Source organism: Treponema sp. C6A8, from assembly GCF_000619925.1.
Taxonomy (GTDB): Bacteria; Spirochaetota; Spirochaetia; order Treponematales; family Treponemataceae; genus Treponema_D.
In genome coordinates this window covers 173373-198500 of record NZ_JHVB01000005.1, presented here as the reverse complement: position 1 = coordinate 198500, position 25128 = coordinate 173373, and the positions used below count along the sequence as shown (strand labels likewise).

Below are 25128 nucleotides of genomic sequence, written 5' to 3'. Positions count from 1 at the left end.
CAGTTTGCATTTGTTTTAAAATGATTTATTTTGACGGCCTTTGATTACTGTAATTAAAAATGCTAAAATCAAGGCATGGAACAGTACAAAAAAGAATTTATTGATTTTATGCTTGAATGTCAGGTTTTGAAGTTCGGGTCGTTTACGCTCAAAAGCGGACGACAGTCACCATTTTTTATGAACGCAGGCGCTTACGTTACAGGAAGCCAGCTTGCCCGTCTTGGTGAGTTCTACGCAAAGGCAATTCACGACAATTTCGGAGACGATTTTGACGTGCTTTTTGGCCCGGCTTACAAGGGAATCCCTCTTGCAACTGCCTGCACAATCGCTTATTCAAAGCTTTACGGAAAGGAAATCAAATACTGCTCTGACCGCAAGGAAGAAAAAGACCACGGTGCTGACAAGGGTGCCCTTCTTGGCTACAAAATCAAGGACGGCGACCGCGTTGTAATAATCGAGGATGTTACAACTTCGGGAAAATCAATCGAAGAAACTTATCCGAAAATCAAGGCTCAGGAAACTACTGCCGGCGGAATTAAAATTGTTGGTGAAATCGTAAGTCTTGACCGCCGTGAAAAAGCGCCGGACACCACAAAATCCGCCCTCGAAACAATTTCAGAAAAATACGGATTCCCGGCTCGCGCCATCGTAAGCATGGATGACGTAATCGACGCTCTTTACACAAACGGCGATAAAAAAGTTATAACGGAAGAAATTAAAAAAGAAATTGACGCCTACTACGAACAGTACGGTGCAAAATAATAACCTAAATCCGTAAAAAAAGCGGGTTCCAGCGACGACGGAAATCAAGGTATCACCCCCTCACGGGTCCCCCCTTAATTTCCGTCTGCGTCCCGCTTTTTTTACAGTGCAAGCTTGTTATTCTTCTTCGTCTTCTTTCTCTCTGAATAAAATTGCTACATTTCCGATAAGACGCACAAGTGTAGCATCTGTTTCTTCGCAAAGCTTGTTTGTAAGCTCAACCTTTTCGTCTTTGTATTCGTTAAACTTAATCTTAATCAGTTCGTGGGCAGAAAGTGAGCTGTCGACCATTTTTATAACGCCTTCAGTTACTCCTGCTCCACCAACAATAACTACAGGCTGCAAATCATGAGCAGCCTTTTCTAATTCTTTTCTCTGTTTACTTGTTAATTCAATCATTCCTTTATTCTACTAAACTTCAGACTTGCTCACAAGACGGAATGATTGAATTATTTAAAGCAGATTCTTCTTTCCCCAGGCCTGCGCTAAATCCTTAGGCTCTTTTGAAAGAAGGGCCTTCACTAAAAGCAGATTTGTCTGACTAAAAACATTCTGCATCAAAGGCTCTTCTTCAGCAGTAAAGCGGCTAAGAACATAGTCGGCAACTCCCTGATTAGGCAGAGTCGGTCGACCGATTCCAAAACGAAGACGGAAGAAGTCCGGTGTATTCAAAACTGCTTTTGTTGAACGAAGACCGTTGTGACCGCCAAGTCCGCCGCTCCACTTAAAGCTAACAAAACCAGGAGTCAGTTCCAGCTCGTCATGAACAACCATAATTTCTTCCGGCTTAATCTTATAAAAGTTTGCAACTTCAATAATGCTTTCGCCGCTAAGATTCATATAGGTCATGGGCTTTAAGAAGTAAATATGAGCCGGAGCCTCTTCCGGCACAAGTACAGGCGATCCGTCTTTTTTAGAACAGATTTTGTAATCGCAGGCCCACTGGCTGAGCTCATCCGGGGTAAAAGATGCAATTTCACCCTTAAACTTGCTCTGCCAGCTAAGGCGACCCGCAAAAGGAAGCGAGTCTTCAAAAAACCAGCTTACGTTGTGACGGGTCTTTTCGTATTCTTTTCCGTAATTTCCTAAAAATGCTACTAATTTAATCATTTTAAAAGCTCTTCCGGATTCTTTAAGAATTTTCTTGCCGAATAAGAAGCAAGCTCAAAGGTGTATGGAGTTTCTGTAGAAGAAGCGCAGTATTCTGCAGGCTGATCATCACTTTCTTCTTTTGTCTGGAACAAATCAAGAGCGACAGTTTTTCCGCCAATCTCAACTTCACAAGTCAAAAGATATTTTCCTGCAGGACTTGCTGAATCATCATCCCAGCTGCTTGCAGACAAAGAAGCAAACTCGCCGAACCAGCTTTCAGCCTTCTGTCCGTCAACCTCGCCGGTAACAATTCCGTGTCCGTCAATTTTCCAGGTCATATTTTCTGCCTGACCTTCTCGTGAAACTTTGAATTCAGTGCCGTCTGCCTTTTTAATAGAAACTGCACCAATCATATTCTTTTCCAAAGTCCATACAGTGTTACTGCGCAAATCTGCAACCGACTTTCCAAAAGTTCCGTTCAAGTTTCCAGAAGCAAGGTAAACATCGTTGCTTCCATCAATTGTGATGTAGCCCTGAGAACCTGTTGAAGAAGCCTTTCCCACAGTGATTTTACGGATTTCCTTCTCACCGGAAAAAGCTGTAACTGTGATTTTCTTGCCGTCAGTCAAATCATAGCGGATTTTTGAAGCTTCGCTGGAAGCACTTCCCACGCGGTCAAGGACCTTAACAGATTTTACTGCCGCTACAATAGAATCAACATTCGCGCTATTTGCAGGATATTTTGATTCTCCTACCAGCCAGACATCGCCAGACTTAGCAAGCAAAACTGTATTTCCGGCAGATTCAATTGTAATTTTGTCCGGCTCATCTTTAAGTGTAAAAGTTTTTACAGAACTTCTATTGAGCAAAATTGCCTGCAAAATGCAAACTAAAAGCAAAAAGCCACAGGCGCAAAGTAAAATTAATTTTCTTTTCTGCATATTCATCTCCTGTTTAATATCTACTTTATTCGACGCTCATCATCAGGATTGTATTTTTCATCAATCTTTCTGCGGCGGGCATTGCGTTTTTTGATAACTACAAGACCGCAAAGGGCTACAAGGACAACAAGACCAAACTGATTAAAGAGCTTCATGAAATCTGCAAATAGCGGAGATTTTACATTCAAAGCATTTACTGAAAGACCTTTTGTACGCATTGTACAGAAATCTTCGTTACCGCTCAGATAATCAACCGCATTCATAAGGAACATTGCGATTGGATTTCCGCTGACATTTCCTTCTATAACCTGGCCAGTTGTAATATTTGAAGAAGAGAAGACGATGATTTTTCCGCTCTGAACGCCAGATTTAAGATGTGCGTTACTTTCGATTTTAGAAAAATCTGATGAAGCGGCATTAACGGCAGCTGCATTTTCGTCAGCTCCTTCTTCACTTTCAGGAAGTTCCGGCGCGCTTTCAAAGGCGCTGTCGAATTTACCTTCAAGCAGAACAGCAAGGTTCTGAGCCTTAATCTTTTCTTTTTCAGCAGGCGGCATCAAAAGATTTGGATTAAGCATGATGTTCTTGTCCATTGTCCAGGAATTTTCAGAAGATTTTGCAAGAACTGTTGTTTTAAGATTTTTATTTGCTTCAGCAGCTGTAACATCAAGAGAACCGTTCAAAAGCATGATTACATAGCCAAGATTTTTTGTGATCAGGTTCTTTTTAGCCAATGAGTTTTTCTGCAAAACCGGAACCCACAAAAGATTCTGTTTTCCGCTCTGACGGTCCATCTGAGTGTAGCAGTTTTTATCAAGAACAAGGTTCTTTCCGCGGCTTACACCGTATTTTTCCAAAAGACGGTCAATGTTCAGCTCATTTGGAGCAAAGCTTACGTTTCCGTAATAATCCTGCTGGCCTGGCAAAACACCGTCAACAAAGAAAAGTACGTTTCCACCCTTCATGATAAACTGGTCAAGCTTGTAAAGTTCACTTTCGCTGAAGTCTGATTTAGGGCCATTTACAATCACAAGTCCCATCTCAACAGGAATTTCGTCCTTACTCAAATCAATGTCCGAAAGCTCATACATATCAGAAAGCATTGCTTCAAAATTAGCGGCATTCATCACATCCTGCTGACCATAAGGATTTCCCTGAGCCTCTCGGGAAACTTCTCCGTGTCCCGTGATATATCCGATCTTTGTAGTTTTTGAAAGAAGGCTTTCCAGAGCAAGAGAAATTGTGCCTTCTATATCATCAAGACCGCCGACTCCGTAACCAAATAAAGAGCGGCTAATCTGAACAGGAAGAAGAATGAACTTTTCGCCATATTCAAGAACAGCTCCAAAAAGGGCAGTTTCTACAGCACCAGTTTTTCCCTGCACGTTCAGGCGAGGAAGACCGTATTTTTCACTAAGAGCATCAACTTCCGCTGAGTCTGGACTAACAAGGCGGAAGGTCAGGCTGTCAAGATTCTGTTTATTGGCAGCGGCAACACCGTTACGAAGAAGGTCTTCTGCCTGCTCGCGGAATTTTGAAAGGGCATCGCTTGCATACAGGGTCAAAGTAATTTTTTCACCGCCATTAAGAGCCGCAAGAGTATCAGAAAGGCTAATCATCTTTGAGATTTTTGTAGTCAAAGAATATTCAAAGCCGTCTACAGAAGTAATTCCGTCCATCAATTCAATGTTGTCTCCGTAAGAAACAACAATTCCCATATAAGCCTGCTTAAAGCCTACCTCGTGATTTTTTACTTCCTGAATCTGAATCTGACGGAGTCCGTACTCGCGGGCAATCTTTTCATTTTCAGGCTTAGACATATCCATGTAATTTACGCTGAATTTTGAGTTGGCAGCACCCTTGTATTCCACAAGAATATCCTTTACATACTGGGCAACTTCATTGTAAGGAGCAGGAAGGTTATCTGCAAAGAAAACGCGGACATTCAAAGGCTCTTCAAGATTTTTTACGAGTGAACAGCTGGCCTTAGAAAGCGAATATGATTTTGGAGCTGTCAAATCAAGACGCAAAAATGCGTTGTGGGCAGCCAGGTTTGCCAGAATTAATAGAAGAATAAAAAGCGCAAAGTCACTGGCAGGACTTTTTAACCATTTCAAGAACTTTTTCATCTTACTTACTCTCCTGCTGCTGAACTTTTACAGTAATTACAAAGAAAAGTGATGTCAGCGAAATAAAATAAAGCAAATCGCGGGTATCAATAATTCCCCGAGAAATTGAAGTAAAATGAGAACTTGCCGAAATGAAGCTCAAAAAGCTTACAAGAGGAGCCGGAAGCAGAACCAGGAAAACATCAATCAGAGTAAGCACGATGCAGATAATAAAGGCTGTAAAGAATGCTATAATCTGATTTTTTGTGATTGAAGATGCAAAAAGCCCGATTGCAGTAAAACTTGCGCTCAAAAAGATTGCCCCGATGTAACCGCCGATAATAGGACCGTAATCCGGAGAACTGAAAATCTCAAGGGTGATTACATAAAAGAGAGTCGGCACCAGCATAATCAAAGTGCCCGCAAGACTTGCAAAATACTTTCCAGTAACAACATCAACTTCAGTAACAGGAAGAGTCATCAAAGTTTCCAGTGAGCCGCTGCGTTTTTCTTCTGCAAAAAGGCGCATTGTAAGGGCCGGAACAAAAAAGCTCAGCATGATTGGAAGCAGTCCGAAGAACTGACGCATTTCTGCATTTTTACTCAAAAAGAATGTCGAGAAGAACATTATTCCCGAGATGATTAAAAAAAGACCTGTAACAATGTAAGCCACAGGGCTTGTAAAATATGATTTGAATTCGCGCGAAAAAATTATCAGCGCAGGATTTTTTCTATTTGATTTCATTTTTGCGCCACCCCGTTATTTTTCAGTCTTTTCTGTAAGGGCGTGGAATACGTCCTCAAGACTGTTTTTCTGAACTGATATTTCATAAAGATTAAAGCCGTTTTCTACGCAGGCCTTGGCAACTGCAGGACGGATTTCCTCATTTCCAGCTACGCTGATAAGGATGTCGTTTAAGGCAGTCTCTGACGTACCAGCGCCAGTCACTTTCTCGCAACCCAGCAGAGTAACATTTGCAACTCCGGCTACGCCCTTAAGTTTTTCAGACAGAGCTTCAAAATCACCGCTTGCAGTAATTTTTACAGAAAGAGAGTGCCCAAAGCGTTCCTTAAGTTCTTCTATTGAGCTGTCCGCAACAAGCTTACCGCCGCTGATGATGATTGCACGGGAACACAAGGTTTCAACTTCGCTCAAAATATGAGTAGAAACAATTACAGTTCTTGTCTTACCGATTTCACGGATAATGTTTCTAACATCTTCAACCTGGTTAGGGTCCAGACCGGAAGTCGGTTCATCAAGAATCAGGATTTCAGGATCGTGCATAAGGGCATGAGCAAGGGCAACTCGCTGGCGGTTACCGCGGCTGAGCTCGCTGATATTTTTGCTCATTACTTCTTTAAGACCGCATTCCTTGCACAGAAGGGGCACTTTTTCCTCAGGATTCTCGCCCTGAATTTCTGCAATATAGCGCAGATAATCTTCAACAATCATGTCGCCGTACAAAGGCGCACTTTCCGGCATATAACCGATTTTCTGCTTGGCTTCTACCGGCGACTCCTGAATGTTTTTTCCATCAATAAAAATTTCGCCGGCAGACGGGGCTAAAAAGCCCGTAATCATTCGCATTGTCGTAGTTTTTCCGGCTCCGTTAGGACCCAAAAGACCAACAATCTGACCTTTAGGAATAGAAAAACTAACGTCACTTACCGCACGAAAATCCCCAAAGTTTCGGGAAACGTGGGATACATCTATCATTTTTTTTGCCTCCTGTGTAAGCGGGCCGGTCAGAGCCCGCGGTGTTCAATAGCAAAGCGTTAAAAAAAATTGCGATGCAGCAATTTTTTAGCTTTACCTATTTTCTTCTATATTAAAACCAAAATGGTCATGTCCTGGTAACACTATAGTTCCAGGTTTTACAGTTTTTTTGAGTAGCGAAAGACTTTCAAAAATCTGGGCCTCGTTTCCACCCTGCATATCGGTTCTTCCCCAGCTGTGGTAAAACATAGTATCGCCGCTAAGAAGAAGCCCCGATTTTTCATTGTAGTAACATACAGAACCAGGCGAATGCCCCGGCGTATGAATAACCTTCCAGTCATCAAAAAGAACTTCGCCGCCGCTGAGCAAAACGTCTGCTTCCGGCTGATTTGCAACGCCATCCAGCACTGCTTCCATCTCAAAAGAAGAAAGAATGCTGCGGTTTATTATGCCGCCAGCCTCCCCTCGTGCACCACAGCCAAGTTCGCCAGCCTCTGCCTTATGAACGTAGACTTTTGCATCTGGGAAAGCCTTTTTCATCACGCTGATTCCCATGATGTGGTCAAAATGGGTATGGGTAAGAAGGATTGCCTGGCAGGTCAGCTTTTTCTGGGAAAGAAGACTTGTAATTTTGGAAGCGTCGCCTGTAAGCATGCAGGCCGCAGGGTCCACTACAAGCGCGGGACGCGGGAGGGCGGCACTTTCACCTTCAAGCGGAACAATATAAGTATTTACACCGAACACACCGGTCTGTAAGCAATAAAACTTTTCCATTTTCACTAACTCAAAAAAAATGACCCCCGCGCAATGGCAGAAGGTCATAATTTTAACCTGTCATTATCGGGCTTGACCCGATAATCTATATCAGCAAGATTGTCGTGTTGAAGCACGACAATGACACAAACTCCTACACATTAGCACCGAAAGGCTCGTTATCAGCGGCCTTTTCAGCTGCGCGAAGAGCTGCTGCATCTTCTGCTGCCATATCCTGTTCGCTCATGCTTGCAGGTGCCTCGTAACCAGAATCAATTTTGTCAGAAACAGTTTCTGCGCCGGCATCTTCAGCGTAAGATTCGCCTTCTTCACCTTCAGACTTCTGGCGAGAATAGCTTACAGCAAGCTTGCGTCCGCGGTAGTCGTAACCGTTCAATTTGTCGATAGCCTGCTGTGCATCATCCTTATAAAGCTGAACAAAAGAGTAGTTAGCAAGAACCTTGATGTCACCGATGCGTTCGCGGTCAAGACCAGCGATTGCGATAAGAATACCAACAAGGTCACGTGGATAAACGCGGCGGTTTTTACCGATGCTGATGAAAATAGAAATTGCATCAGCTTCCGGGATTTCTACGCGTGGGTGGCGTGGGCGTTCTTCTGTAGCTTCTGCAGAAACAACTTCTTCTTCTGATTTTTCCTGACGGTAAGAAGCCTTATATTCATTGCGTGAGTGATTGTCACGGCGTTCATTTCTTTCGTTTCTGTCTGTACGAGAGAATTTATCATTTCTGCGGTTATTTCCAAAAAAGCGGTAATGTTTCAAAGATTCTTTAAGCATAAGCGCAATAACATATTTGCGCACTGTAAGAGAAACATTCTTCTTAAAAAGTTTGCTAAGGCTTGCAAGAACATCAACATCTTCAGATGTACGAACTTTTTCTACTGCATTCTGAAGAAAATCTGCAACCTGCTCTTCATTAATTTCAAATTCACGATTATCGTGTCTGTAAGCCATAAAGGTAATCTCCTAATTCCTAATATAATAAAAATAATAATTATTAGATTTCTGCAAAAAATCCGTTTCTCATTTTTTTGAAACCTCTGCGTATTAATAACGGTTCAAAAAATTCCGGAATAAAAATATTTGGCAGTAAAATCCATTTTTTTCCCTGGGCTTTCAGCTGACTGAGAAGTAAGTTTACTAACTCCGTTCCAATTCCAAGTCCACGGAAGTTTTCAGGAACAAAAAAACTTGTCAAAACCATCGTTTTTTCCTGATTTCCAACCATAACAGATGCGGTAATACATCCCGCAAATTCATCTGCCTGAGAGCGGCACAAAACTCCAGTCTGATTAACTAAATCATAAGTTTTGAATCTGTCTTCAAGCAAAGTGTAGTATGATTTTCTAAAATCGTCCGGCAATTCCGAACTGTCATCTGTCAAAAAAGCGCAGGTTTGCTGCAGGACCTCATTTTGATTTTCGCCCGACTTATACTCTACAAATGAAAAATCATCGTGAACTAAATCTTCGTCGGTTTCCGAAAAATAATCTAATTTCTCAAGTCCCCATACCTCTCGCAAAGAATTATACCATTCGTTGATACGTGCTGACATAAAGTTGTGTTTAAAAATATGCCATCGTTTATCAGCATCGGGATAATTTTTCAGAACATTTCTAAAATTCTTAAACACCCCCCTTCCTGAATGAAGAACTTCCTTTAGTTCCTTCTTTACAGCCACTATATGCAGCTGGTTTACAAAGGCTTCTCTAAGTTCAAAACCGTCTGCAGCATTCCATTCAGGCAGTTCGTAAAAAAGATTATCATCAGCTTTAACCGAGTCGCTTTTTTCCACAAGGGAAAGAGTATCAGCATCAAGAAGAAAAGACTTTTCCTGATTTTCCATTGCGGAAATTATCTGATCTATAAGGCCGTCGGTTAAAGTAAATGTCATAATTATTTAGGCAAATCTGTGCGTTTTGTAACGATTTTGCTGATAAGTCCGTATTTTACAGCCTCTTCAGAATCAAGCCAGTAGTCGCGGTTTGTATCCTGAGTAACCTGCTCAAGCGGAGTTCCTGTTTCATCAGCAATCAATTTGTTAAGCAATGCCTTAGTTTTTTCCATTTCCTTTGCGTGGATTTCAATGTCAGTTGCAACACCCTTCATTCCGCTCATAGGCTGATGAATAAGGTAGCGGCTGTTTGGAAGACCAACGCGTTTTTCTTTTGGTACAGCAAGAAGTACAAGAGTAGCGGCGCTGGCAATAAGTCCCATTCCAACAAGAACAACCGGGCACTTGATAAAGCGAATCATATCAAAAATTGCAAAGCCGGCATCAACGTCACCACCAGGAGAATCAATGTACATGTAAATTGTTTTTTTAGCGTCGTCTGCCTCAAGAACAAGAAGCTGGCGGACAATCTTATCTGCCAAATCTTTATTGATTTCGCCCGAAAGGATAATCTGACGTGTTTTTAAGAATTTTTCAGTAAGTGGATCAGGCATCTCTGGTGCCTTTTTTTTCTCTTCCTCTTCCTCATCATTTAAAATTGCTGATAAAGGAGATGCATAAATTGATTTCATGTGAACCTCATTTTTTATATGCTTTCTATTAATATAATGAAAAAAACGCGTATTTTCAATGTGCCGATCGTAACTTCACCTGCAGTTATTAATCTTCCGCACCGGCTGTCACTTAAAGCTGTCAGTTTAAGTGTATTTATGACACAAACTCCCTGGTTATATTCTCATACTTAAACCAGTCAAAATCGGCGTAGAACTGCTTCTGGTTGAAATCGCCGCCGGCAATTGCAAACATACCCAGCGTTACTCCCGAACGACCACCCGACTTATCAGGCGAAAGGAAGCTTGAATCAACGTCAGCCGCAAAAATACTCATACAGCGCTCATCAGCGCCATATTCAAATTTCAAAAGCTGCTTTTCAGCAACAATTCGGAAAATGCCTTCAAAATTATTATTTCCGCCGCCAATAATTTCTTCCTTTACAACCTCGTCATTACCGTCAAGAGTGCGGATAAACTGAATCGCAATCACCATGCCCAGGTACTTAAACTGAAGGCGCAGGTTATACTTTTCATTCTGATAACAGATGATTCCCGCGCAATCTCCCTGATTTGCAAAATAGCAGGAAAGATGAGCGCAAGCCTCGTAACAGAAGGCAGTCTGCCGGCGCACAACCATAGCAAGGTTTTCTTCCGACTGAATTGCCGCACCCCCGTAAAGCCTCAGCATTCCCGAAACTTCATCCCACTTAATCAGATTTTCGCAGAAGGCCCGGTTTGTAAGCCAGTAAGGATTAGGCGTTCCTTCATTAAAGTCATCAATAACAGGAGTGATAACCGCATCCGCATCATCATCAGCCCGCTTAACCACAAGGCCGCTCAGACTATAGGCATTTTCAATTTTACCGGTTTCAGGCGCAATCAAAGGCCAGCCGTCTTCCCAGCGTACCGGCAGAATAAAAGTTTCCCTGTCCATATTGATAAAGCGGGAAACCTTATCGCCGTAAGGACGACAGCCGCTCACAGCAATCCACCAGCGTCCGTCCTTGTCGCTGTAAATATCCCCGTGCCCTACATTAATGATTTTTGCCTGCTTACCCATGTTGCGGTGAGTAAAAATCGGGTTGGTATCCTTAATCTGCCAGTCCTGATCAATTTTTGCAGAACGGGCAATGCTAACCCCGTGATTCAGGGTAAATCCGCCCTCACTGTAAAGAAGATAGTAAATGCCGTCATTCTTAAAAATGTGAGGCGCTTCCATCCAGCCGATTCTGCGGGAATCACTTTTCAAAATGATTTTCTGCTCACCAAAAAGCCGGGCGCTTTCCAGATCAATTCGCTGAAGGAAAATTTCGCTCTGACTGTCATAAAATTTATCTTCCGTAGCTTCGCGAACGCCGCAATACCAGACGCTTCCGTCATCATCAAAAAAAATCGAAGGATCATAGCCGTGAGCTCCGTCAATATGAACCGGATTCGACCACCAGGCAGAAGGTTCATCGCTAAAAGAAAGAAAAATTCCGATTCCTTCCGGCTGATTTGCCACGCAGTAAAAACGCCCCTTTTCGCCATAAGAAGCGTCAAAACGGATAGTCGGCGTCATCAGCCTTTTTTCGCTTCCATGCCCGCTCATATCCAGCTGAGCCCCGGAACTGATAATATTTCCAATCTGCTCCCATGAGACCCCATTCTTACTTGAAAAAAGCGGCAGCCCCGGAAAATAAGTATAAGAAGCCGCAGTCATAAAAAACTTCCCGCCCGCCGCGCAAACACTAGGCGAAGGATAAAACCCCGACAAAACTGGATTGATAATTCGGTAACTCATAAGGTAATTATATAGGTTATAGGTTTTAGGTTCTAGGTTTTAGGAAGGAGGGCGGAGCCCCGCCCTACGGCTCAAAGCACGCTTTTCGCCTACCCCACCCAGCGGGGACACCCCGCAACGCCCAGCTTACACCGCGTACCTTGGTTCTTCAGTATTTCCCTTTCCTGCACAGGAAATACAGCCCGGCAAATCAGGAAAAGTAACGTTTATCCCATCATCCGCATATTCCAAAACCGCAATAAAGCATATTCATTTTTCATTATCACTTCCCGTTTTTACAATACATAATAAATTATGTATTGTAAACTTTAATATCCTCTATCTATAATATGGACTTAAAGGTGCAAATTCCGGCAATGATTTATCTAAAAATTTGAAAAATCTTCATTCCTGCACGATAATATTCTATATATATGATAAATTTCCGCTCTTTCCCCAAAATTAAAACCCTTCTCCGCACAGCCGCTCTTACAGGACTGCTTTTGAATTTGCAGAGTATCTGGGGAACAGATTACACCTGGACAGGCGGTGGCGGCCCTTATACAAACTGGAAAACTTCTGCAAACTGGACACCTTCAACAGGATACCCCGGACAAAATTCTGCTGATACCGCAACCTTTACAGGAAGCTCAGAAATCACAGTCACTTTAGATTCAGATTTAACAGTAAGCGGACTTAATTTTAATACCGCAGGAAGCAGCAAAATCACACTGAACTTGAATTCCCATAATCTTACCTGTAGCGGAACTTTGCTGCTTGTTCATATAACAGCTGCCTCTCAAAATGGAAATGTTACTTTAACAGGAAACGGAATAGTAAAAACCAGTACCTTTGATATTCCAAGCGGAAACGATCACTTGTTCCAAATTGAAGAAAATTCAAAGCTAAAAATCACCTCTAACTTATGGGCAGACGGCTCTGGCAAACTTACATTTAGAGGAGATGGCTATTTATATTTACCGACAGGCGGTGCCAACGTAAATAACGGCTACAACGGAATAACAGAACTTCTATATGAAATACCTGCAAGCCACAGACTTCCATACGAGGCTGAAGGAGAAGAAGTCATAACTCCGATTTATACATGCACCATTGGTACCATTCCAGACACCTTTCCGGCAGATCCGGCAACAGTAAGTTTCACAGGAGGAGAAGATGTCCGTTTTCCTTATAAAGTAATTATTACAGGAAGTGACACATATCAAATTGGAAGTCAGGTATTTAATAATTCTACGGGTTCTTTTTCAGCTCCTGGAAAAAAATACAAAGGAGGCTATAGACCAAGCAACCCAGATGCCTCCATTCTGAAAGGAGGTGAAAATTACAATTTAAAATGTACATCAGGTGCAATAACAACTCCTAAAAACGGAATCACAATCATCTTCTACAGCCCGGACGGCGGTGATGATCCTGACAAAAGTTTTATGGAAATGGGACGTATTTCCTGGCACTATCAGACTCCAACCTGGACTGGTGCTGCAGGAGATAAAAAATGGACAAACAAAAATAACTGGTCTTATACCGGCATAACCGGTTTTGATCCAAAAAATCTTCAGGAATACAGCATTGAAATCTCAGAAACAAACACAAATAAACAGCCTGTAATAGATGAAGATGTAAGCGTAAAAGAACTGACTATTTCAGCAGGCTCAAGTGTTACACATACAGATGGTAAACTTTCAATAAATAAATTAATCACGGCAGGAACCAGTAAATTTACTTCAAGCGGAGGAATTGTTGAAGTAAAAAAATTTGACGACAGTCAGGATGCGCCTACTTTTACAGCAGATTTTCCTGGTTTCATTTCTATAAATACACTTTCCATCGCTGAAGGGACTCCTTTTTCATTGCCCTTCGACATGAGTCTTAATATGCTCATTCTAAACTCAGGCTGCACCTTTTCTAAAAACAGTAAGAATCTTACTTTAGGCTGGCTGCAGGCTCAGACTTCCAGCTACACTTCCCCGGCAAGCAAAGACATCACCCTTTCTGATTCTTTTGAAGCTGACAGCATAATTTTTCTTCTGCGGGACGGTAATATTATCGCAAAAGAAAATCTTACCGCCCGTAAGGACATCATAATTTCGGGCCCAAATTATAATTCTTCATCCCTAAAATATCAGCACTTTACAAGACGACCATATGGCTGGGTTCAATCCTTTACCGAAACTTCTCTTGATATCAATAGCGGAGACCCGGTAAGCAGTTCATCCACCCTTTCTATTGCTGCGGGAAAAAACCTCACAGCCGGAACAAGCGGAAAGGGAAACTTCTACATAAACGGAGCTACACTTACAGGCAGCTCCGGCAACAACCTTGTAATCCCTAAAAACAACAGCCCCGAAAACTTCTGCGCAGAAGCAGTAAATTCTACAATCTCAAACATTACTGTTACCTGCGCAGACGGCACTTCAGACGGCAGCCATGCTCAGATTCCGGCAACAGACTGTACTCTGTCAAGCTGCACAAATTTTGATGATAGTGAATTAGAAATAGAAGAAGCCTATACAGTTTCTGACTGTAGAATTTATATTAAATTTCCCCGTGAAATCAGAAAAATCACTTATCTACATGCAATCAAGGCTTCGGATGGAACAGCATTTACTGCAGAATATTCATCAAAAACAGGAACTGAAGCCCCTGCCGCATTAAAAACATCACTCTATCTTTACACCGAGAACACAAGTTGGAACACAGATGCAAGCGGAACATCAATAGGCAGCGGAAATTACACAAACCACCTGGGATTTTTAAGAGATGTAAAAGCCAGCCTTACAATTCCACAATACATTACCAACACTTCTGGTGATGTTTACTGCGGATATGTTATCACAGATAAATGGGGAAAAAGACTCAAATCCTATTCACCAGAGGCCAGTGCCTACACTAGCGTTTCAGATGGAATCCCTGAAAATGAAAAACACGTCCGAATGCCGCCAGCCTTCAGTTCAGTTTTATCTTCTGTCGGAAGCAATAAACTCACTATCTGCTTTTCAAAACCAATTGTAATAGATTCATCGAAAATTTCTTATATAAAGAATGCCCTGCCTCCAGTTCAGGAGGATATAGACCAACCGATGAACCGTATACTTCCCCGATGTTTTGAAATTATATCCATAAATCCTGATGGTAGTCCGGAAGTAGCTCCCGACGGCATCCAGATAGACAGAGGAGTCAATGCACAAATTCAAACTTTTTCATCCGGTCTGTCTGCAATAACCCTCCAGCTTACAAGAGCCGTAACTTTGGAAGATATAGAAAATCTTTATGTTAGACTGATTTCTCCCAAAAAGGATGATAATGTTACCCTTCTTTACCCTGAAACAACCTACGATCATGTAAGCGGAAGGCAAGGAACAATGAAGGTAACCTTTATCCAGGAAAGTAATGCTGAGCACACCAGCCAGGGAGCTACTTTCATGCTTTTAGATACAGCACATACAATTTCTGATTTTGCACTGGGTGCAGTAACAACATCTTATGCCTATATTTCAGACTCAGAAAGAAATGATATTGATTCATATAAAAATGTTTACAGTTCCGATTCAATAGCCGTTCATGATTTTTCAAAAAATCAGAAGAATTATGGTAGTCTTCCTTACGGATACGGATTTGAAATCGTTTCAAAAATTAATACCGGAAAACAAAATCCCCAAGATTCAGACTTTCCAGGGGGTATGAAGCTTTTTATTACAGACAATCCAGATTCCAGTTCAATTTTCAACATATTTAATTCAAATTATGATAAATCAGCAAACTGCTGGCTACCTGGTATTACTGCAATTTCAGATAAAGAATTTGAATCTTATACTCCAGAATTAAATCAGCATTTCTGGTCTTTGTCCGAAAGTAAAACAATTGCAAATGGCGGATTTTCATTCTCTATTCCCAAGGACGATGTTCTGAAAATGAAGCCTTCACAGCTTTCTTTTCTTTACGCTCTTTGTGATGCAAACGGAGCATATATACAACACTTCCGCTCACCACTTTATGACTATTCAAGTCAACGCTATACTCTGGACCCTGCCAAAAGTTGTCCACTTTTTGCCTTTAATCTGTCTAACACTTCTGATCTGCTCTGCCTTAGTCCATGGTACATCACTCTCAAATCAATCACCGAGCAGCGCGGTGGTGTAACAATTTTGAACAATGTAATTAATGCCGCAAACGGAGAAAAGACAGTTCTCAAAGTAAACATGCCGTCAAGCGGAAATCTGGATGTAATGATAATGACACTGGACGGCAACATCGTAAAATATCTGACTCATGGAAGCGCCTCGGCCGGTGAACATTTTTACTACTGGGACGGAAAGAACAACGCAGGAAGCGCAGTGGCACGCGGAATGTATTTTGTAATCGTCAAGGCGCCGGGCATAGACGAAACCCGAAAGGTGATGGTTGTAAAATAATTATGCTTTCCGTATAATGGGTGGTTATAATATGGATTTTGAGAAACGAAGCGATACTCGCTATAAGGAAATTGGAAAAATCACTTGCCACGAGCTCTGCGCCCTTCCCGGGATTTTAGATGATATCAGTGCAGGCGGTCTAAAAATGCATTACTCTTTTCCTGTTGTAGTTGAACTTGAAAACGAATACGAAGTTGAAATCCTTCCTTCAAATGCAAAAAATCCAATTCCGCTCAAATTAAAATGCCTGCCTCAGTGGGCAAACGAACAGGACGGAAGCACCTATATCGGTTTTAAAATTCTTTACTCGCCTGATGCAAACCGTCTTAATGAATTTATCGATCATCTGGAACAGCTTTCCGAAGACCAGCTCCCGGAAATAAAGTAAATCGCATGAGTACAAAAATCAAGGAACTTTCAGGACTAGCATTTCTTCCTTTCCCTGAACAGGTAGAAATGTTGCTTTCTGAGCTTAAAAAAAGATTTTCTCTTAATGATAAAGCTACAGCCCGCTACGGCGACTTGTTTTATTTTGAAAACCTGAAGGCCGATGATTTTAAATCAGGATTTCCTTACTGGGCCCGCTGCACAATGATTAAACCTTTTCTTTTGACTTTTGATTCAATTGGAGAGGCTGCAGGGGAACTTAAAAAAATCCAGCGAAACTGGGCTCCCTATCAGTTTACCTGTTTCCGCCGCGCAAATCTGATTCAGGAAAAACTTCCCTACATAAATCTGAAAGACAGAAACTTCCCGGTAGAAATTCCTTCTTCACAAATCGGGCTTTATACCCTGATTGATGAGCACACGATGATTGCAAGCGCAGAAACTTCCAGCTTTTTACCGGCCGGCAGCCTGCGCTTTATCGAAGATCATGAAAATCCGCCAAGCCGCGCCTACCTGAAGATTCAGGAAAGCCTTACAATGGCCAGGCTCTTTACCGGCTGCGAACTTCCAAAAGCCGGCGACCGCTGTTTTGAAGCCGGGGCCTGCCCTGGTGGCTGGACATGGGTTCTAGCAGGCCTTGGAGCAGCCGTATTTGCAGTAGACCGAGCGCCTCTTGCCGATTCCCTTATGAATAATCCGCTGATTACCTTCCAGGCTCACGATGCCTTTACCTTTAAGCCGGAAGAAATCGGGCCATTTGACTGGATTTTCAGCGACGTAATCTGTTACCCGGAACGCCTCCTTCAGTGGATCACAATGTGGCTTGAATACAACCCTAACTTAAAAATGATCTGCACAATCAAGATGCAGGGCGAAATCGACTGGCCTCTCATTCAGAAATTTGCCGATATTCCGCACAGCCGCATCCTTCACTTAAATTACAACAAGCACGAACTCACCTGGATTCATATTCCTGCGTAAAATATTGTCTTTATTATAACATTTTATTATTATTTCTCTAAAAATTGATTTTTAAAGTGACACTTTTCCCTGTAAGAGGTGTCTAATAGATAAGGAAAAGATCAAAAAGGAGAAATAAAATTATGAAAAAATTATTAGGTATCGCAGCTGCGCTTCTTTTAAGTACATCTGCATTTGCCGGAGAAGCCTGGAAAAACTTCATCGGATTTGGTTGGCGTCTTCCAACATCAACAAAAATGCATGCTGAAAAACAGGGCTTTGACAGCATTAAAATGCCGGTTCAGACAGGTATTGACCTTACTTACACAGGCGTTTTAATGTCAAACGGTTTCACCGTACGCGCATTTATCGACAACAACTTTTCGAACAGTAATGTTGATACACCGGAAGGCTCAGAATTAGGCTACTTGATTGGTTTTAACCAGAACCTTCTTATGGGAGCAGGATGGGCACCTATCCGCACAGATATGTTCTTCTTCGCCTTTTACGGAATGCTTGGTTATGATTTAACTGTAGTTACCTACGATTCTTCACTTTTCGATTCAAACAAAGCAAAATATACAGACACAGTTTATTATGCCTCTTTCCTTCCTGCAGTAAACGCATACTTTGCATGGACTCCGGTAAAAGTTTTCTCTCTTTATGCGTCTGCCACAGTTGGTTATAACTGCCCGACTTTCCTTTTCCGCGAAACAGAAAAGGATAACATAAAAACTGATACTAAATCTCTTTCCCGCGGTGGTGTAAAAGTAATTCCAACCGTAGGAATCTGCTGGAAAATCTAAAAACCCATTTCCGAAAAGGGGCTGACTGATAAGTTCTGACATAGTGAACTTATCAGTCAGCCCTATTTTTTTATATTTCTTTCCGCTAAAATAAAATCATGATTACAATTATTGAAAAACGCACAGAAAAAGACCCTCTTGCACATATCGGGGAAAATGCCGGCGTATGCTGGAATTCAGACATCACAGACGTTGAAAAAAATATCAAGCGCGGAAAATCCTGCATTCAGAGCGGACATTTACGTACTGCAGAATATCCGACCGTAGAAATGATTATCGAAGGCTACTCTGCCCGCTGTATCCGCGAACTTTACACACATATCATCGGCGTTACCCGCCTTCAGGATTCAACCCGCTACATCAATTTTGAAGATTTTGCCTACTACAACCCAGGCAGCACAGAAGAACAGAAAGAACAGATTGCAAAAACCATGGGCGATATTTCTGAAAATTACGGAAAACTTCTTGAACTCGGAATGAAAAAGGAAGACTGTGCCAACATCCTGCCACTAGGCATGCACACAAAAATCGTATGGAAAATCAACCTGCGTGGCCTTATGCACTTTATGAATATGCGCCTCTGTAACCGCGCCCTGAAAGAAATCCGCACCCTTGCCGGCGAAATCAAAAGTAAACTTTCCACTTACTCAGACGAATGGAAATGGATCTGCGACAACTACTTTGTCCCATCCTGCAAAACCATCGGCTACTGCACCGAAGAAAAATGCTGCGGCCTCATGCCAAAAGGCCTGGACGGACTAAAGGCTAGTATCATAGAAGAATACAAAAAAGAAACTGCAGCTAATTAATAGAAACTGAAACTTAGGAAGAAATTAGAAAGCCAGAAATAACTGAAATCTGAAACTTAGTAAGAAATACTATAATTTGGAAGGAAAAAAATGCGCGAGGGAGTGTAGCGCGGGGCAAAAACACTCTGATTGTGACGGCCGCGAGAGCGGCCATTTTTATAGTTTCTTTACCACAATCAGCGTGTAGCGCATTATTGCGCGGTTTTGCACCACGCTATGCGACCGGGAGCATTTTTTTATCTCACTTCATCCAATTTCACCTTTTTGCTAAGCAAAAAGGTGTTAGTGCGGTTACATGCATTCGGAAGTTGTAAAACCTCATTTTTAACCGCACGTATTATTTTCGTTTCTTTGATACCAGGTCAAATACTACTGCACCCAGCAATACCGCACCCTTAACAATCTTCTGAATATCAGTAGACCAACCAATCAAAGACATACCATTGTTCAAAACTCCCATTACGAAAGCTCCGACTACGGCACCAATGATTGTACCGATACCACCGGCAGTTGCAGCACCACCAATGTAACATGAAGCGATGGCATCCATTTCAAAACCATCACCAGCTTTTGGAGTTGCAGAACCGTTGCGGGCAGAAAGAACGATACCAGCTACAGCGGCTAAGAATCCCATGTTTGTATAAACCCAGAAGAATACGCTGCGTGTGTTGATACCAGAAAGGCGGGCAGCCTTTTCGTTACCACCAAGAGCGTAAATCTGACGACCGGCAACTGTGCGGCTTGTAATGAAGTTGTAGATTGCTACGATAATTCCACACAAAACAAGAACGATAGGTACACCATTGTTCTGAGCGAGTTTAAGGAAGAGGAACCACAAGATGAAGATGATTACGATAAGCTTTACAACGCGCTGCCAGAGTGGGTTTACGTTGAAGTTATACTTAAGCTTTGTGCGGTTAGCCTTAATATCACCAAGAATGATGAATACTGTAGCAACAGCGGCAATCACAATAGTAACAAGGTCAATCTTTCCCATCTTGATTGTAGGAAGGAAGCCGGCACCAATCCAGTTATATGCTTGTGGAGTTGGACCTTTTGTCTGAGCCTTAAGCATTGTATAAGTAAGACCGCGTCCCATAAGCATTGTAGCAAGAGTTACAACGAAAGGCGGAATACCCAGTTTAGCAATAAAGAAACCTGCAAAAGCACCACAAGCAATACCGACCAAAAGAGCTGTAAGGAAGGCAAGCAAAATCGGGAAGTGCAAGTCTACAACACAGATAGCAGAAATAGCACCAGTAAGAGCTACAATAGAACCTACACCAAGGTCAACGTTTCCGGTAAGTACACAAAGAAGCATACCAGTTGCCATGATAACAACGTAACCGTTCTGCATTACCAGGTTGTTAATGTTCATTGGCGAAGCATTCTTTCCGCCAGTGAAAAGGTTGAACAAAAGGAAGATTGCAACAAGAGCAATAACCATTCCGTATTGTTTTATGTTGATGTTTTCATAATGTTTAAACTGTTTTACATCACTCATTTTATTTTTCCTCTCTTTTTTTTAAGAATTATGGTTCACAATGCACTTCATAATGTTTTCCTGTGAAAGCTGGTCTTTCTGCAATTCTCCGGCAATTTCACCTTCGCTGATTACATAAACACGGTCACAGGTACCAATTACTTCAGGCATTTCTGATGAAATTACGATTACGGCTTTTCCTGCTCTGGCAAGTTCGTTGATTACACAGTAGATTTCGTACTTAGCACCAACGTCGATACCGCGGGTAGGTTCATCAAGAATAAGAACATCAGGCAAAGTCATCATCCATTTTGCAAGTACAACCTTCTGCTGGTTACCACCAGAAAGAGTTCCCACAACCTGGTTTACAGACGGAGTCTTTACATTGATTTTCTTTCTGAAGTCTTCTGAATCAAGGATTTCCTTATTACTGTCTACAACACCTTTGCGTGCGTAGTAGTTTCGCAATGCCGCCATAGTCATGTTAGTCTTAACATCGGCAATCAGGTTCAAACCGTAATTCTTGCGGTCTTCCGAAGTATAGGCAATTCCCGCATTTACGGCATCCTTTACGTTATTAATAGTAACTTTTTTGCCGTGCATGTAGATTTCACCGGAAATCTTCTGACCATAACTCTTACCAAAAATACTCATGGCAAGCTCTGTACGACCGGCACCCATAAGTCCTGCAAAACCTACAACTTCACCGGCGCGAACATTGAAGTTTACGTTAGTAATCATCTGGCGTGTTTCATCTTCAGGATGGAATACGTTCCAGTTCTTAACTTCAAGAATTACTTCGCCTTTTTTAATATTTTCGCGAGGAGGATAACGGTTAGACATTTCACGACCAACCATTCCCTTGATGATACGGTCTTCCGACATATCATCTTCGCCTTTAATAAGAGTTTCAATTGTCTTTCCATCACGGATAATTGTGATTGAATCGGCAATCGCATTAATTTCGTTTAATTTATGGGAAATCATAATACTTGTGATTCCCTGCTGTTTAAGCCCACGCAGGATGTCCAGCAAGTGAGCACTTTCTTCATCATTTAAAGAGGCTGTAGGTTCGTCCAGAATCAGAAGCTCAACGTTCTTACTAAGAGCCTTAGCAATTTCGATAAGCTGCTGTTTTCCAACACCAAGAGTACCAACAGGAACGTTGATATTTTCATCACCAAGTCCTACTTTTTCCAGCATTTTTTTGGCATTTACGCGGGTTTTATCCCAGTCGATTACACCACGGCAACTAAGCTGTTCGTTGCCCATAAAAATATTTTCAGCAACCGAAAGATACGGGCTGAGCGCCAATTCCTGGTGAATAATTACAATACCTTTCTTTTCGCCGGCTTTAATATCATGAAACTTACAAAGTTCACCCTTGTAAATAATGTCGCCTGAATATGAACCGTATGGATAGTTTCCAGACAAGAGATTCATAAGAGTAGATTTACCGGCTCCGTTTTCACCACAAAGTGCATGGATTTCTCCCTGCTTTACTTTAAGATTAACGTCATCAAGTGCTTTTACTCCAGGAAACTCTTTTGTAATGTTGTTCATTTCCAGAATGTATTCTGATGCCATTTTTTTACCTTTTTTTTAGATTATCCAAAAAAAAAGCCAGTTTAAAGCTTTTGCTCTAAAGCTGGCTTTTATCCGATTCCTGGAGCCCGAAAGCCCCAGACCTGGTATTTAATTAGAGACCAAGCTGCTCTTTTGTATAATATCCACCGCCAACGATAACTTCATCAACGTTGAACTTATCAACTGCAACTGGAGTACAGAGGTAAGATGGAACAACCAATTTACCGTTGTTGTACTGTGTGCGGTCGTTGATTTCTGGCTGTGAACCCTTAAGCACAGCTTCAACCATTGTTACACATTTTGAAGCCAAGAGACGTGTGTCTTTGTAGATAGAACATGTCTGTGAACCAGCGATGATGTTCTTTGTAGCCATAAGTTCAGCATCCTGACCAGTGATAAGAGGCCAGTCAACACCAACTTTGTATCCAGCACCTTCACAAGCAGCTTTTACACCATAAGCGAATCCGTCGAATGCTGTACAAGCAATGTCGAGTTTTTCGTTAGCATAGAAACCTGAAAGGTAGTTTTCACACCACTGCTGAGCAGTTTCCTGAGACCAGCGGAGAATACATGTTTTTTCGAATGATGTACGGCCTGTCTTACATTTAAGAACACCGTTATCAAGGTACTGTTTAAGAACTTCCATAACACCGTTGTAAAGGAACAAAGCGTTGTTATCATCTGGAGATCCCATGAAGAATTCGATTGTGTATGAACGGCCTTCATCTTTAGCAGTCTTAAGAGACTTAGCTGTTTCGATGTATTTAGCAATTGCTGTACCAACACCCTTGTTATCGAATGTAGCGTAGTATGAAACTGCGTCTGTATCCATCAACAAGCGGTCATAAGCAATTACAGGGATATTGTTCTGTTTAGCTGTAGCAAGTACGTTTACCAAAGCTGTTGAGTCAATAGCTGCAACAACAAGGCAGTTTACCTGTTTAGCAATCAAGTTCTCAAGCTGAGAAACCTGCATCTGAACATCGTCTTCTGCATACTGTAATTCAACAGCATAACCTGCAGCTTCGAGCTGTTTTTTCATGTTGGCACCGTCGTTAATCCAGCGCTCAGATGACTGAGTAGGCATTGCAACACCAACAGTCTTTTTTCCACTTCCTTTACTTCCACCGCATGATGTGAAGAGCACTGTAGAAGCCAAAGCCAAAGCGGCAACAACTTTTAACATTTTTTTCATTGTTTCCTCCTAATCGAACAATTGAAAATATTCTAAAGGTAATTATAACCTTCAATTCAAAGAAATAAATACATATTTTTCGGAATTACTTACGTTTTCTTTTTGTTTAACTGAAACCGATTTCCTGAAAGAATTGTTAGAAATTGAAAAAGTTAAAAAAAATACGTAAAAAAGTTAACTTTTTTACGTATTCCTTAATCCCTGTAATTTCTAATCTTCTTTTGTAACCAGACCGGTATCTGTAACAACAAGAACGGAACGGCATTCAAGACAGCGGAAGCGTCCTGCGTGCGGTGCCTTAAGATTTTTTCCGCAGCTTGGACAGGTTACAATCTTAGGGAATGAAACTACCGTTTCACTCTTTGTACGGCCTGTCAAATATGCAAAAGCTTCATCAACAGTAGCTTTTATATTAAAGAACTGAACAAAACCTAAAAGTTCAAAGGTGTCGTAAATATTTTCCTGAACTTCTGCCAGAATGATATTTCCGCCCATAGCGCGAACCATCTTCAAAAGATTTGTCAAAACACCAAGACCAGTTGAAGCAATAGTTGTAACCATAGAACAGTCAATAATCAAATTGATATAGCCTGCTGTTATAATCTTTGTAATCTGATTCTGAAAGAAAGTTGAATTATAGGTATCAACAAAACCATAAAGTGAGATAAGACAACCATTATCTACAGCGTCAATCTTCTGCAGAGAAAACTGAATCGAATCATCTTTTTCTGTATCAAAGCCTGGGACTAATGAGTCATTTGTATCCATAAATTATCCTTCCGAATATAGTACTTAAAATTATAATAAGAAACGCAAGTAAAAGCAAACATTTTGTTAAAATTCTGAGCGGCCCCGGAAACTTAAAGAAAGGGTTCTTTTGTCTATATATTCCAGGTCTCCGCCGACAGGAATTCCGGTTGCAAGACGGGTCACCTTAATTTTATCGCGTCCGCCATCAGCCGGCAAAACGCCAAGTTCCATAATCAGCTTGTTCAGGTAGAGGGCAGTCGTGTCTCCTTCCACCGTCGGGTTCGTCGCCACAATAACTTCATGCACAGTCCCGCCGCGAATCCTGTCCAGCAGAGGGGCAATCGCAAGCTGAGCAGGCCCCACACCTTCCAGCGGTTTAATCAAACCGCCCAGCACGTGATAGAGTCCCTTAAACTCGCCGTAAGCTTCAATCGTAGAAACATCCTGAGGCTGTTCGACTACACAAATAATAGAAGAATCTCGCAAAGGATCCGAACAAATCGGGCAGGTATCAGATTCAGTCCAGGTTCCGCAAACCTTGCAGGGCCTTACCCTCTCCTGCAGTACCCCCAGATTCTGCGCAAACTTCTGCACATAGGCGCCATCCTGCTTTAAAAGCCAGTTTACAATGCGCACGGCAGATTTTTTTCCGATTCCCGGAAGACGTGAAAAATTATTTGTTAAGTCGTCAAAAGTGCTCATTAAAAAGTCCCCACCCCAAAGAGCGCCCTAGAGTCCCAAAGCGCCCAAATCAAGGCCGCCAAGCAGAGAAGAAGTTCTTTCTTTTATCTGTTCCTGAATATTATCCATTGCGTTTTTGTGAGCCGCAACAATCAAATCTTCCAGCATACCAACATCGCGGTTATCAACACAAATAGGGTCAAGCTTAATGCCCTTCATTTCAAATTTTCCGTTCAAGGTAATGGTTACCATTCTTCCGCCAGATGAACCTTCGGCTGTAATCTGAGCCAGCTCCTGCTGAAGCTTTTCGCCCTGCTGCTTAATCTGGCCTGCGTTTTTCAAAATATCAAATGGATTCATAGTTTTCTCCTGAGC

Annotated in this window: 23 protein-coding genes; 6 read left to right on the top strand and 17 right to left on the bottom strand. The window is 41.9% G+C overall.

Going from position 1 to position 25128, the window contains the following annotated elements; genetic code table 11:
- The first annotated feature begins 75 nt into the window (after positions 1-75).
- Complete coding sequence (gene pyrE, locus T530_RS0105865; RefSeq protein WP_027728209.1) at positions 76-762, top strand: orotate phosphoribosyltransferase; 687 nt, start codon at positions 76-78, stop codon at positions 760-762.
- 117 nt (positions 763-879) lie between these two features.
- On the opposite strand, the gene yhbY is transcribed toward pyrE, so the two are convergent.
- From yhbY to T530_RS0105810, 11 genes are all read right to left on the bottom strand, one after another.
- Positions 880-1161 carry a ribosome assembly RNA-binding protein YhbY gene (gene yhbY / locus T530_RS0105860; RefSeq protein ID WP_027728208.1) on the bottom strand — a complete coding sequence of 94 codons (282 nt, stop codon included), beginning with the start codon at positions 1159-1161 and terminating at the stop codon, positions 880-882.
- A gap of 54 nt (positions 1162-1215) precedes the next feature.
- Positions 1216-1872 (bottom strand): aminoacyl-tRNA hydrolase, encoded by a 657-nt coding sequence (gene pth, locus T530_RS0105855; RefSeq protein ID WP_027728207.1) that lies wholly within the window; start codon positions 1870-1872, stop codon positions 1216-1218.
- Positions 1869-2795 (bottom strand): DUF4340 domain-containing protein, encoded by a 927-nt coding sequence (locus T530_RS0105850; protein ID WP_027728206.1) that lies wholly within the window; start codon positions 2793-2795, stop codon positions 1869-1871. The genes pth and T530_RS0105850 overlap by 4 nt, the downstream gene beginning before the upstream one ends.
- 20 nt (positions 2796-2815) lie before the next feature.
- Positions 2816-4924 (bottom strand): GldG family protein, encoded by a 2109-nt coding sequence (locus T530_RS0105845; protein ID WP_027728205.1) that lies wholly within the window; start codon positions 4922-4924, stop codon positions 2816-2818.
- Between the two features lies 1 nt (position 4925).
- Complete coding sequence (locus T530_RS0105840) at positions 4926-5648, bottom strand: ABC transporter permease (protein ID WP_027728204.1); 723 nt, start codon at positions 5646-5648, stop codon at positions 4926-4928.
- Positions 5649-5663: 15 nt separating this feature from the next.
- A complete protein-coding gene (locus T530_RS0105835; RefSeq protein ID WP_027728203.1) occupies positions 5664-6620 on the bottom strand; it encodes an ABC transporter ATP-binding protein in 957 nt (318 codons plus the stop codon).
- Positions 6621-6713: 93 nt separating this feature from the next.
- On the bottom strand, positions 6714-7394 hold the full coding sequence (locus T530_RS13660) for an MBL fold metallo-hydrolase (RefSeq protein WP_051537850.1): 681 nt from the start codon (positions 7392-7394) through the stop codon (positions 6714-6716).
- 133 nt (positions 7395-7527) lie between these two features.
- The gene (locus tag T530_RS13655) at positions 7528-8349 is read right to left on the bottom strand and encodes a DbpA RNA binding domain-containing protein (RefSeq protein ID WP_051537849.1); all 822 of its coding nucleotides are present in this window, start codon (positions 8347-8349) and stop codon (positions 7528-7530) included.
- A 43-nt stretch (positions 8350-8392) separates the two neighbouring features.
- Positions 8393-9289, bottom strand: coding sequence for a GNAT family N-acetyltransferase (locus T530_RS0105820; protein WP_027728202.1), 897 nt, complete (start codon positions 9287-9289; stop codon positions 8393-8395).
- Between the two features lie 2 nt (positions 9290-9291).
- Positions 9292-9921, bottom strand: a complete 630-nt coding sequence (locus tag T530_RS0105815) for an ATP-dependent Clp protease proteolytic subunit (protein ID WP_038073829.1) — start codon at positions 9919-9921, stop codon at positions 9292-9294.
- A 136-nt stretch (positions 9922-10057) separates the two neighbouring features.
- Positions 10058-11686, bottom strand: coding sequence for a family 43 glycosylhydrolase (locus T530_RS0105810; RefSeq protein ID WP_081773671.1), 1629 nt, complete (start codon positions 11684-11686; stop codon positions 10058-10060).
- Between the two features lie 413 nt (positions 11687-12099).
- Here T530_RS0105810 and T530_RS0105805 point away from each other — a divergent pair, with 413 nt between their 5' ends.
- The 5 genes from T530_RS0105805 (at position 12100) to thyX (ending at position 19057) form a co-directional block, all read left to right on the top strand.
- Positions 12100-16095 (top strand): FlgD immunoglobulin-like domain containing protein, encoded by a 3996-nt coding sequence (locus tag T530_RS0105805; RefSeq protein ID WP_027728199.1) that lies wholly within the window; start codon positions 12100-12102, stop codon positions 16093-16095.
- Between the two features lie 31 nt (positions 16096-16126).
- The gene (locus T530_RS0105800) at positions 16127-16483 is read left to right on the top strand and encodes a PilZ domain-containing protein (protein ID WP_038073825.1); all 357 of its coding nucleotides are present in this window, start codon (positions 16127-16129) and stop codon (positions 16481-16483) included.
- A 5-nt stretch (positions 16484-16488) separates the two neighbouring features.
- Entirely contained in the window at positions 16489-17463 is a 975-nt protein-coding gene (locus T530_RS0105795) for an SAM-dependent methyltransferase (RefSeq protein ID WP_027728197.1), read from the top strand.
- Between the two features lie 122 nt (positions 17464-17585).
- Positions 17586-18248 (top strand): hypothetical protein, encoded by a 663-nt coding sequence (locus tag T530_RS0105790; RefSeq protein WP_027728196.1) that lies wholly within the window; start codon positions 17586-17588, stop codon positions 18246-18248.
- Positions 18249-18346: 98 nt separating this feature from the next.
- Positions 18347-19057, top strand: coding sequence for an FAD-dependent thymidylate synthase (gene thyX / locus T530_RS0105785; RefSeq protein WP_027728195.1), 711 nt, complete (start codon positions 18347-18349; stop codon positions 19055-19057).
- 337 nt (positions 19058-19394) lie between these two features.
- On the opposite strand, the gene mmsB is transcribed toward thyX, so the two are convergent.
- The 6 genes from mmsB to T530_RS0105755 form a co-directional block, all read right to left on the bottom strand.
- Positions 19395-20561, bottom strand: coding sequence for a multiple monosaccharide ABC transporter permease (gene mmsB / locus T530_RS0105780; protein ID WP_027728194.1), 1167 nt, complete (start codon positions 20559-20561; stop codon positions 19395-19397).
- Positions 20562-20582: 21 nt separating this feature from the next.
- Complete coding sequence (gene mmsA, locus T530_RS0105775) at positions 20583-22127, bottom strand: multiple monosaccharide ABC transporter ATP-binding protein (RefSeq protein WP_027728193.1); 1545 nt, start codon at positions 22125-22127, stop codon at positions 20583-20585.
- 112 nt (positions 22128-22239) lie between these two features.
- Positions 22240-23322, bottom strand: coding sequence for a sugar-binding protein (locus T530_RS0105770; protein ID WP_027728192.1), 1083 nt, complete (start codon positions 23320-23322; stop codon positions 22240-22242).
- A 210-nt stretch (positions 23323-23532) separates the two neighbouring features.
- Positions 23533-24090 (bottom strand): STAS domain-containing protein, encoded by a 558-nt coding sequence (locus T530_RS0105765; protein WP_027728191.1) that lies wholly within the window; start codon positions 24088-24090, stop codon positions 23533-23535.
- Positions 24091-24156: 66 nt separating this feature from the next.
- Entirely contained in the window at positions 24157-24774 is a 618-nt protein-coding gene (gene recR, locus T530_RS0105760) for a recombination mediator RecR (protein WP_027728190.1), read from the bottom strand.
- Positions 24775-24801: 27 nt separating this feature from the next.
- Positions 24802-25113, bottom strand: coding sequence for a YbaB/EbfC family nucleoid-associated protein (locus T530_RS0105755; protein ID WP_009102359.1), 312 nt, complete (start codon positions 25111-25113; stop codon positions 24802-24804).
- Positions 25114-25128: the final 15 nt, after the last annotated feature.

Excerpts from the sequence above, each read along its gene's own strand:
- pyrE (WP_027728209.1), top strand. The coding sequence starts at position 76 with ATGGAACAGTACAAAAAAGAATTTATTGATTTTATGCTTGAATGTCAG.
- yhbY (WP_027728208.1), bottom strand. The coding sequence starts at position 1,161 with ATGATTGAATTAACAAGTAAACAGAGAAAAGAATTAGAAAAGGCTGCT.
- pth (WP_027728207.1), bottom strand. The coding sequence starts at position 1,872 with ATGATTAAATTAGTAGCATTTTTAGGAAATTACGGAAAAGAATACGAA.
- T530_RS0105850 (WP_027728206.1), bottom strand. The coding sequence starts at position 2,795 with ATGCAGAAAAGAAAATTAATTTTACTTTGCGCCTGTGGCTTTTTGCTT.
- T530_RS0105845 (WP_027728205.1), bottom strand. The coding sequence starts at position 4,924 with ATGAAAAAGTTCTTGAAATGGTTAAAAAGTCCTGCCAGTGACTTTGCG.
- T530_RS0105840 (WP_027728204.1), bottom strand. The coding sequence starts at position 5,648 with ATGAAATCAAATAGAAAAAATCCTGCGCTGATAATTTTTTCGCGCGAA.
- T530_RS0105835 (WP_027728203.1), bottom strand. The coding sequence starts at position 6,620 with ATGATAGATGTATCCCACGTTTCCCGAAACTTTGGGGATTTTCGTGCG.
- T530_RS13660 (WP_051537850.1), bottom strand. The coding sequence starts at position 7,394 with ATGGAAAAGTTTTATTGCTTACAGACCGGTGTGTTCGGTGTAAATACT.
- T530_RS13655 (WP_051537849.1), bottom strand. The coding sequence starts at position 8,349 with ATGGCTTACAGACACGATAATCGTGAATTTGAAATTAATGAAGAGCAG.
- T530_RS0105820 (WP_027728202.1), bottom strand. The coding sequence starts at position 9,289 with ATGACATTTACTTTAACCGACGGCCTTATAGATCAGATAATTTCCGCA.
- T530_RS0105815 (WP_038073829.1), bottom strand. The coding sequence starts at position 9,921 with ATGAAATCAATTTATGCATCTCCTTTATCAGCAATTTTAAATGATGAG.
- T530_RS0105810 (WP_081773671.1), bottom strand. The coding sequence starts at position 11,686 with ATGAGTTACCGAATTATCAATCCAGTTTTGTCGGGGTTTTATCCTTCG.
- T530_RS0105805 (WP_027728199.1), top strand. The coding sequence starts at position 12,100 with ATGATAAATTTCCGCTCTTTCCCCAAAATTAAAACCCTTCTCCGCACA.
- T530_RS0105800 (WP_038073825.1), top strand. The coding sequence starts at position 16,127 with ATGGATTTTGAGAAACGAAGCGATACTCGCTATAAGGAAATTGGAAAA.
- T530_RS0105795 (WP_027728197.1), top strand. The coding sequence starts at position 16,489 with ATGAGTACAAAAATCAAGGAACTTTCAGGACTAGCATTTCTTCCTTTC.
- T530_RS0105790 (WP_027728196.1), top strand. The coding sequence starts at position 17,586 with ATGAAAAAATTATTAGGTATCGCAGCTGCGCTTCTTTTAAGTACATCT.
- thyX (WP_027728195.1), top strand. The coding sequence starts at position 18,347 with ATGATTACAATTATTGAAAAACGCACAGAAAAAGACCCTCTTGCACAT.
- mmsB (WP_027728194.1), bottom strand. The coding sequence starts at position 20,561 with ATGAGTGATGTAAAACAGTTTAAACATTATGAAAACATCAACATAAAA.
- mmsA (WP_027728193.1), bottom strand. The coding sequence starts at position 22,127 with ATGGCATCAGAATACATTCTGGAAATGAACAACATTACAAAAGAGTTT.
- T530_RS0105770 (WP_027728192.1), bottom strand. The coding sequence starts at position 23,322 with ATGAAAAAAATGTTAAAAGTTGTTGCCGCTTTGGCTTTGGCTTCTACA.
- T530_RS0105765 (WP_027728191.1), bottom strand. The coding sequence starts at position 24,090 with ATGGATACAAATGACTCATTAGTCCCAGGCTTTGATACAGAAAAAGAT.
- recR (WP_027728190.1), bottom strand. The coding sequence starts at position 24,774 with ATGAGCACTTTTGACGACTTAACAAATAATTTTTCACGTCTTCCGGGA.
- T530_RS0105755 (WP_009102359.1), bottom strand. The coding sequence starts at position 25,113 with ATGAATCCATTTGATATTTTGAAAAACGCAGGCCAGATTAAGCAGCAG.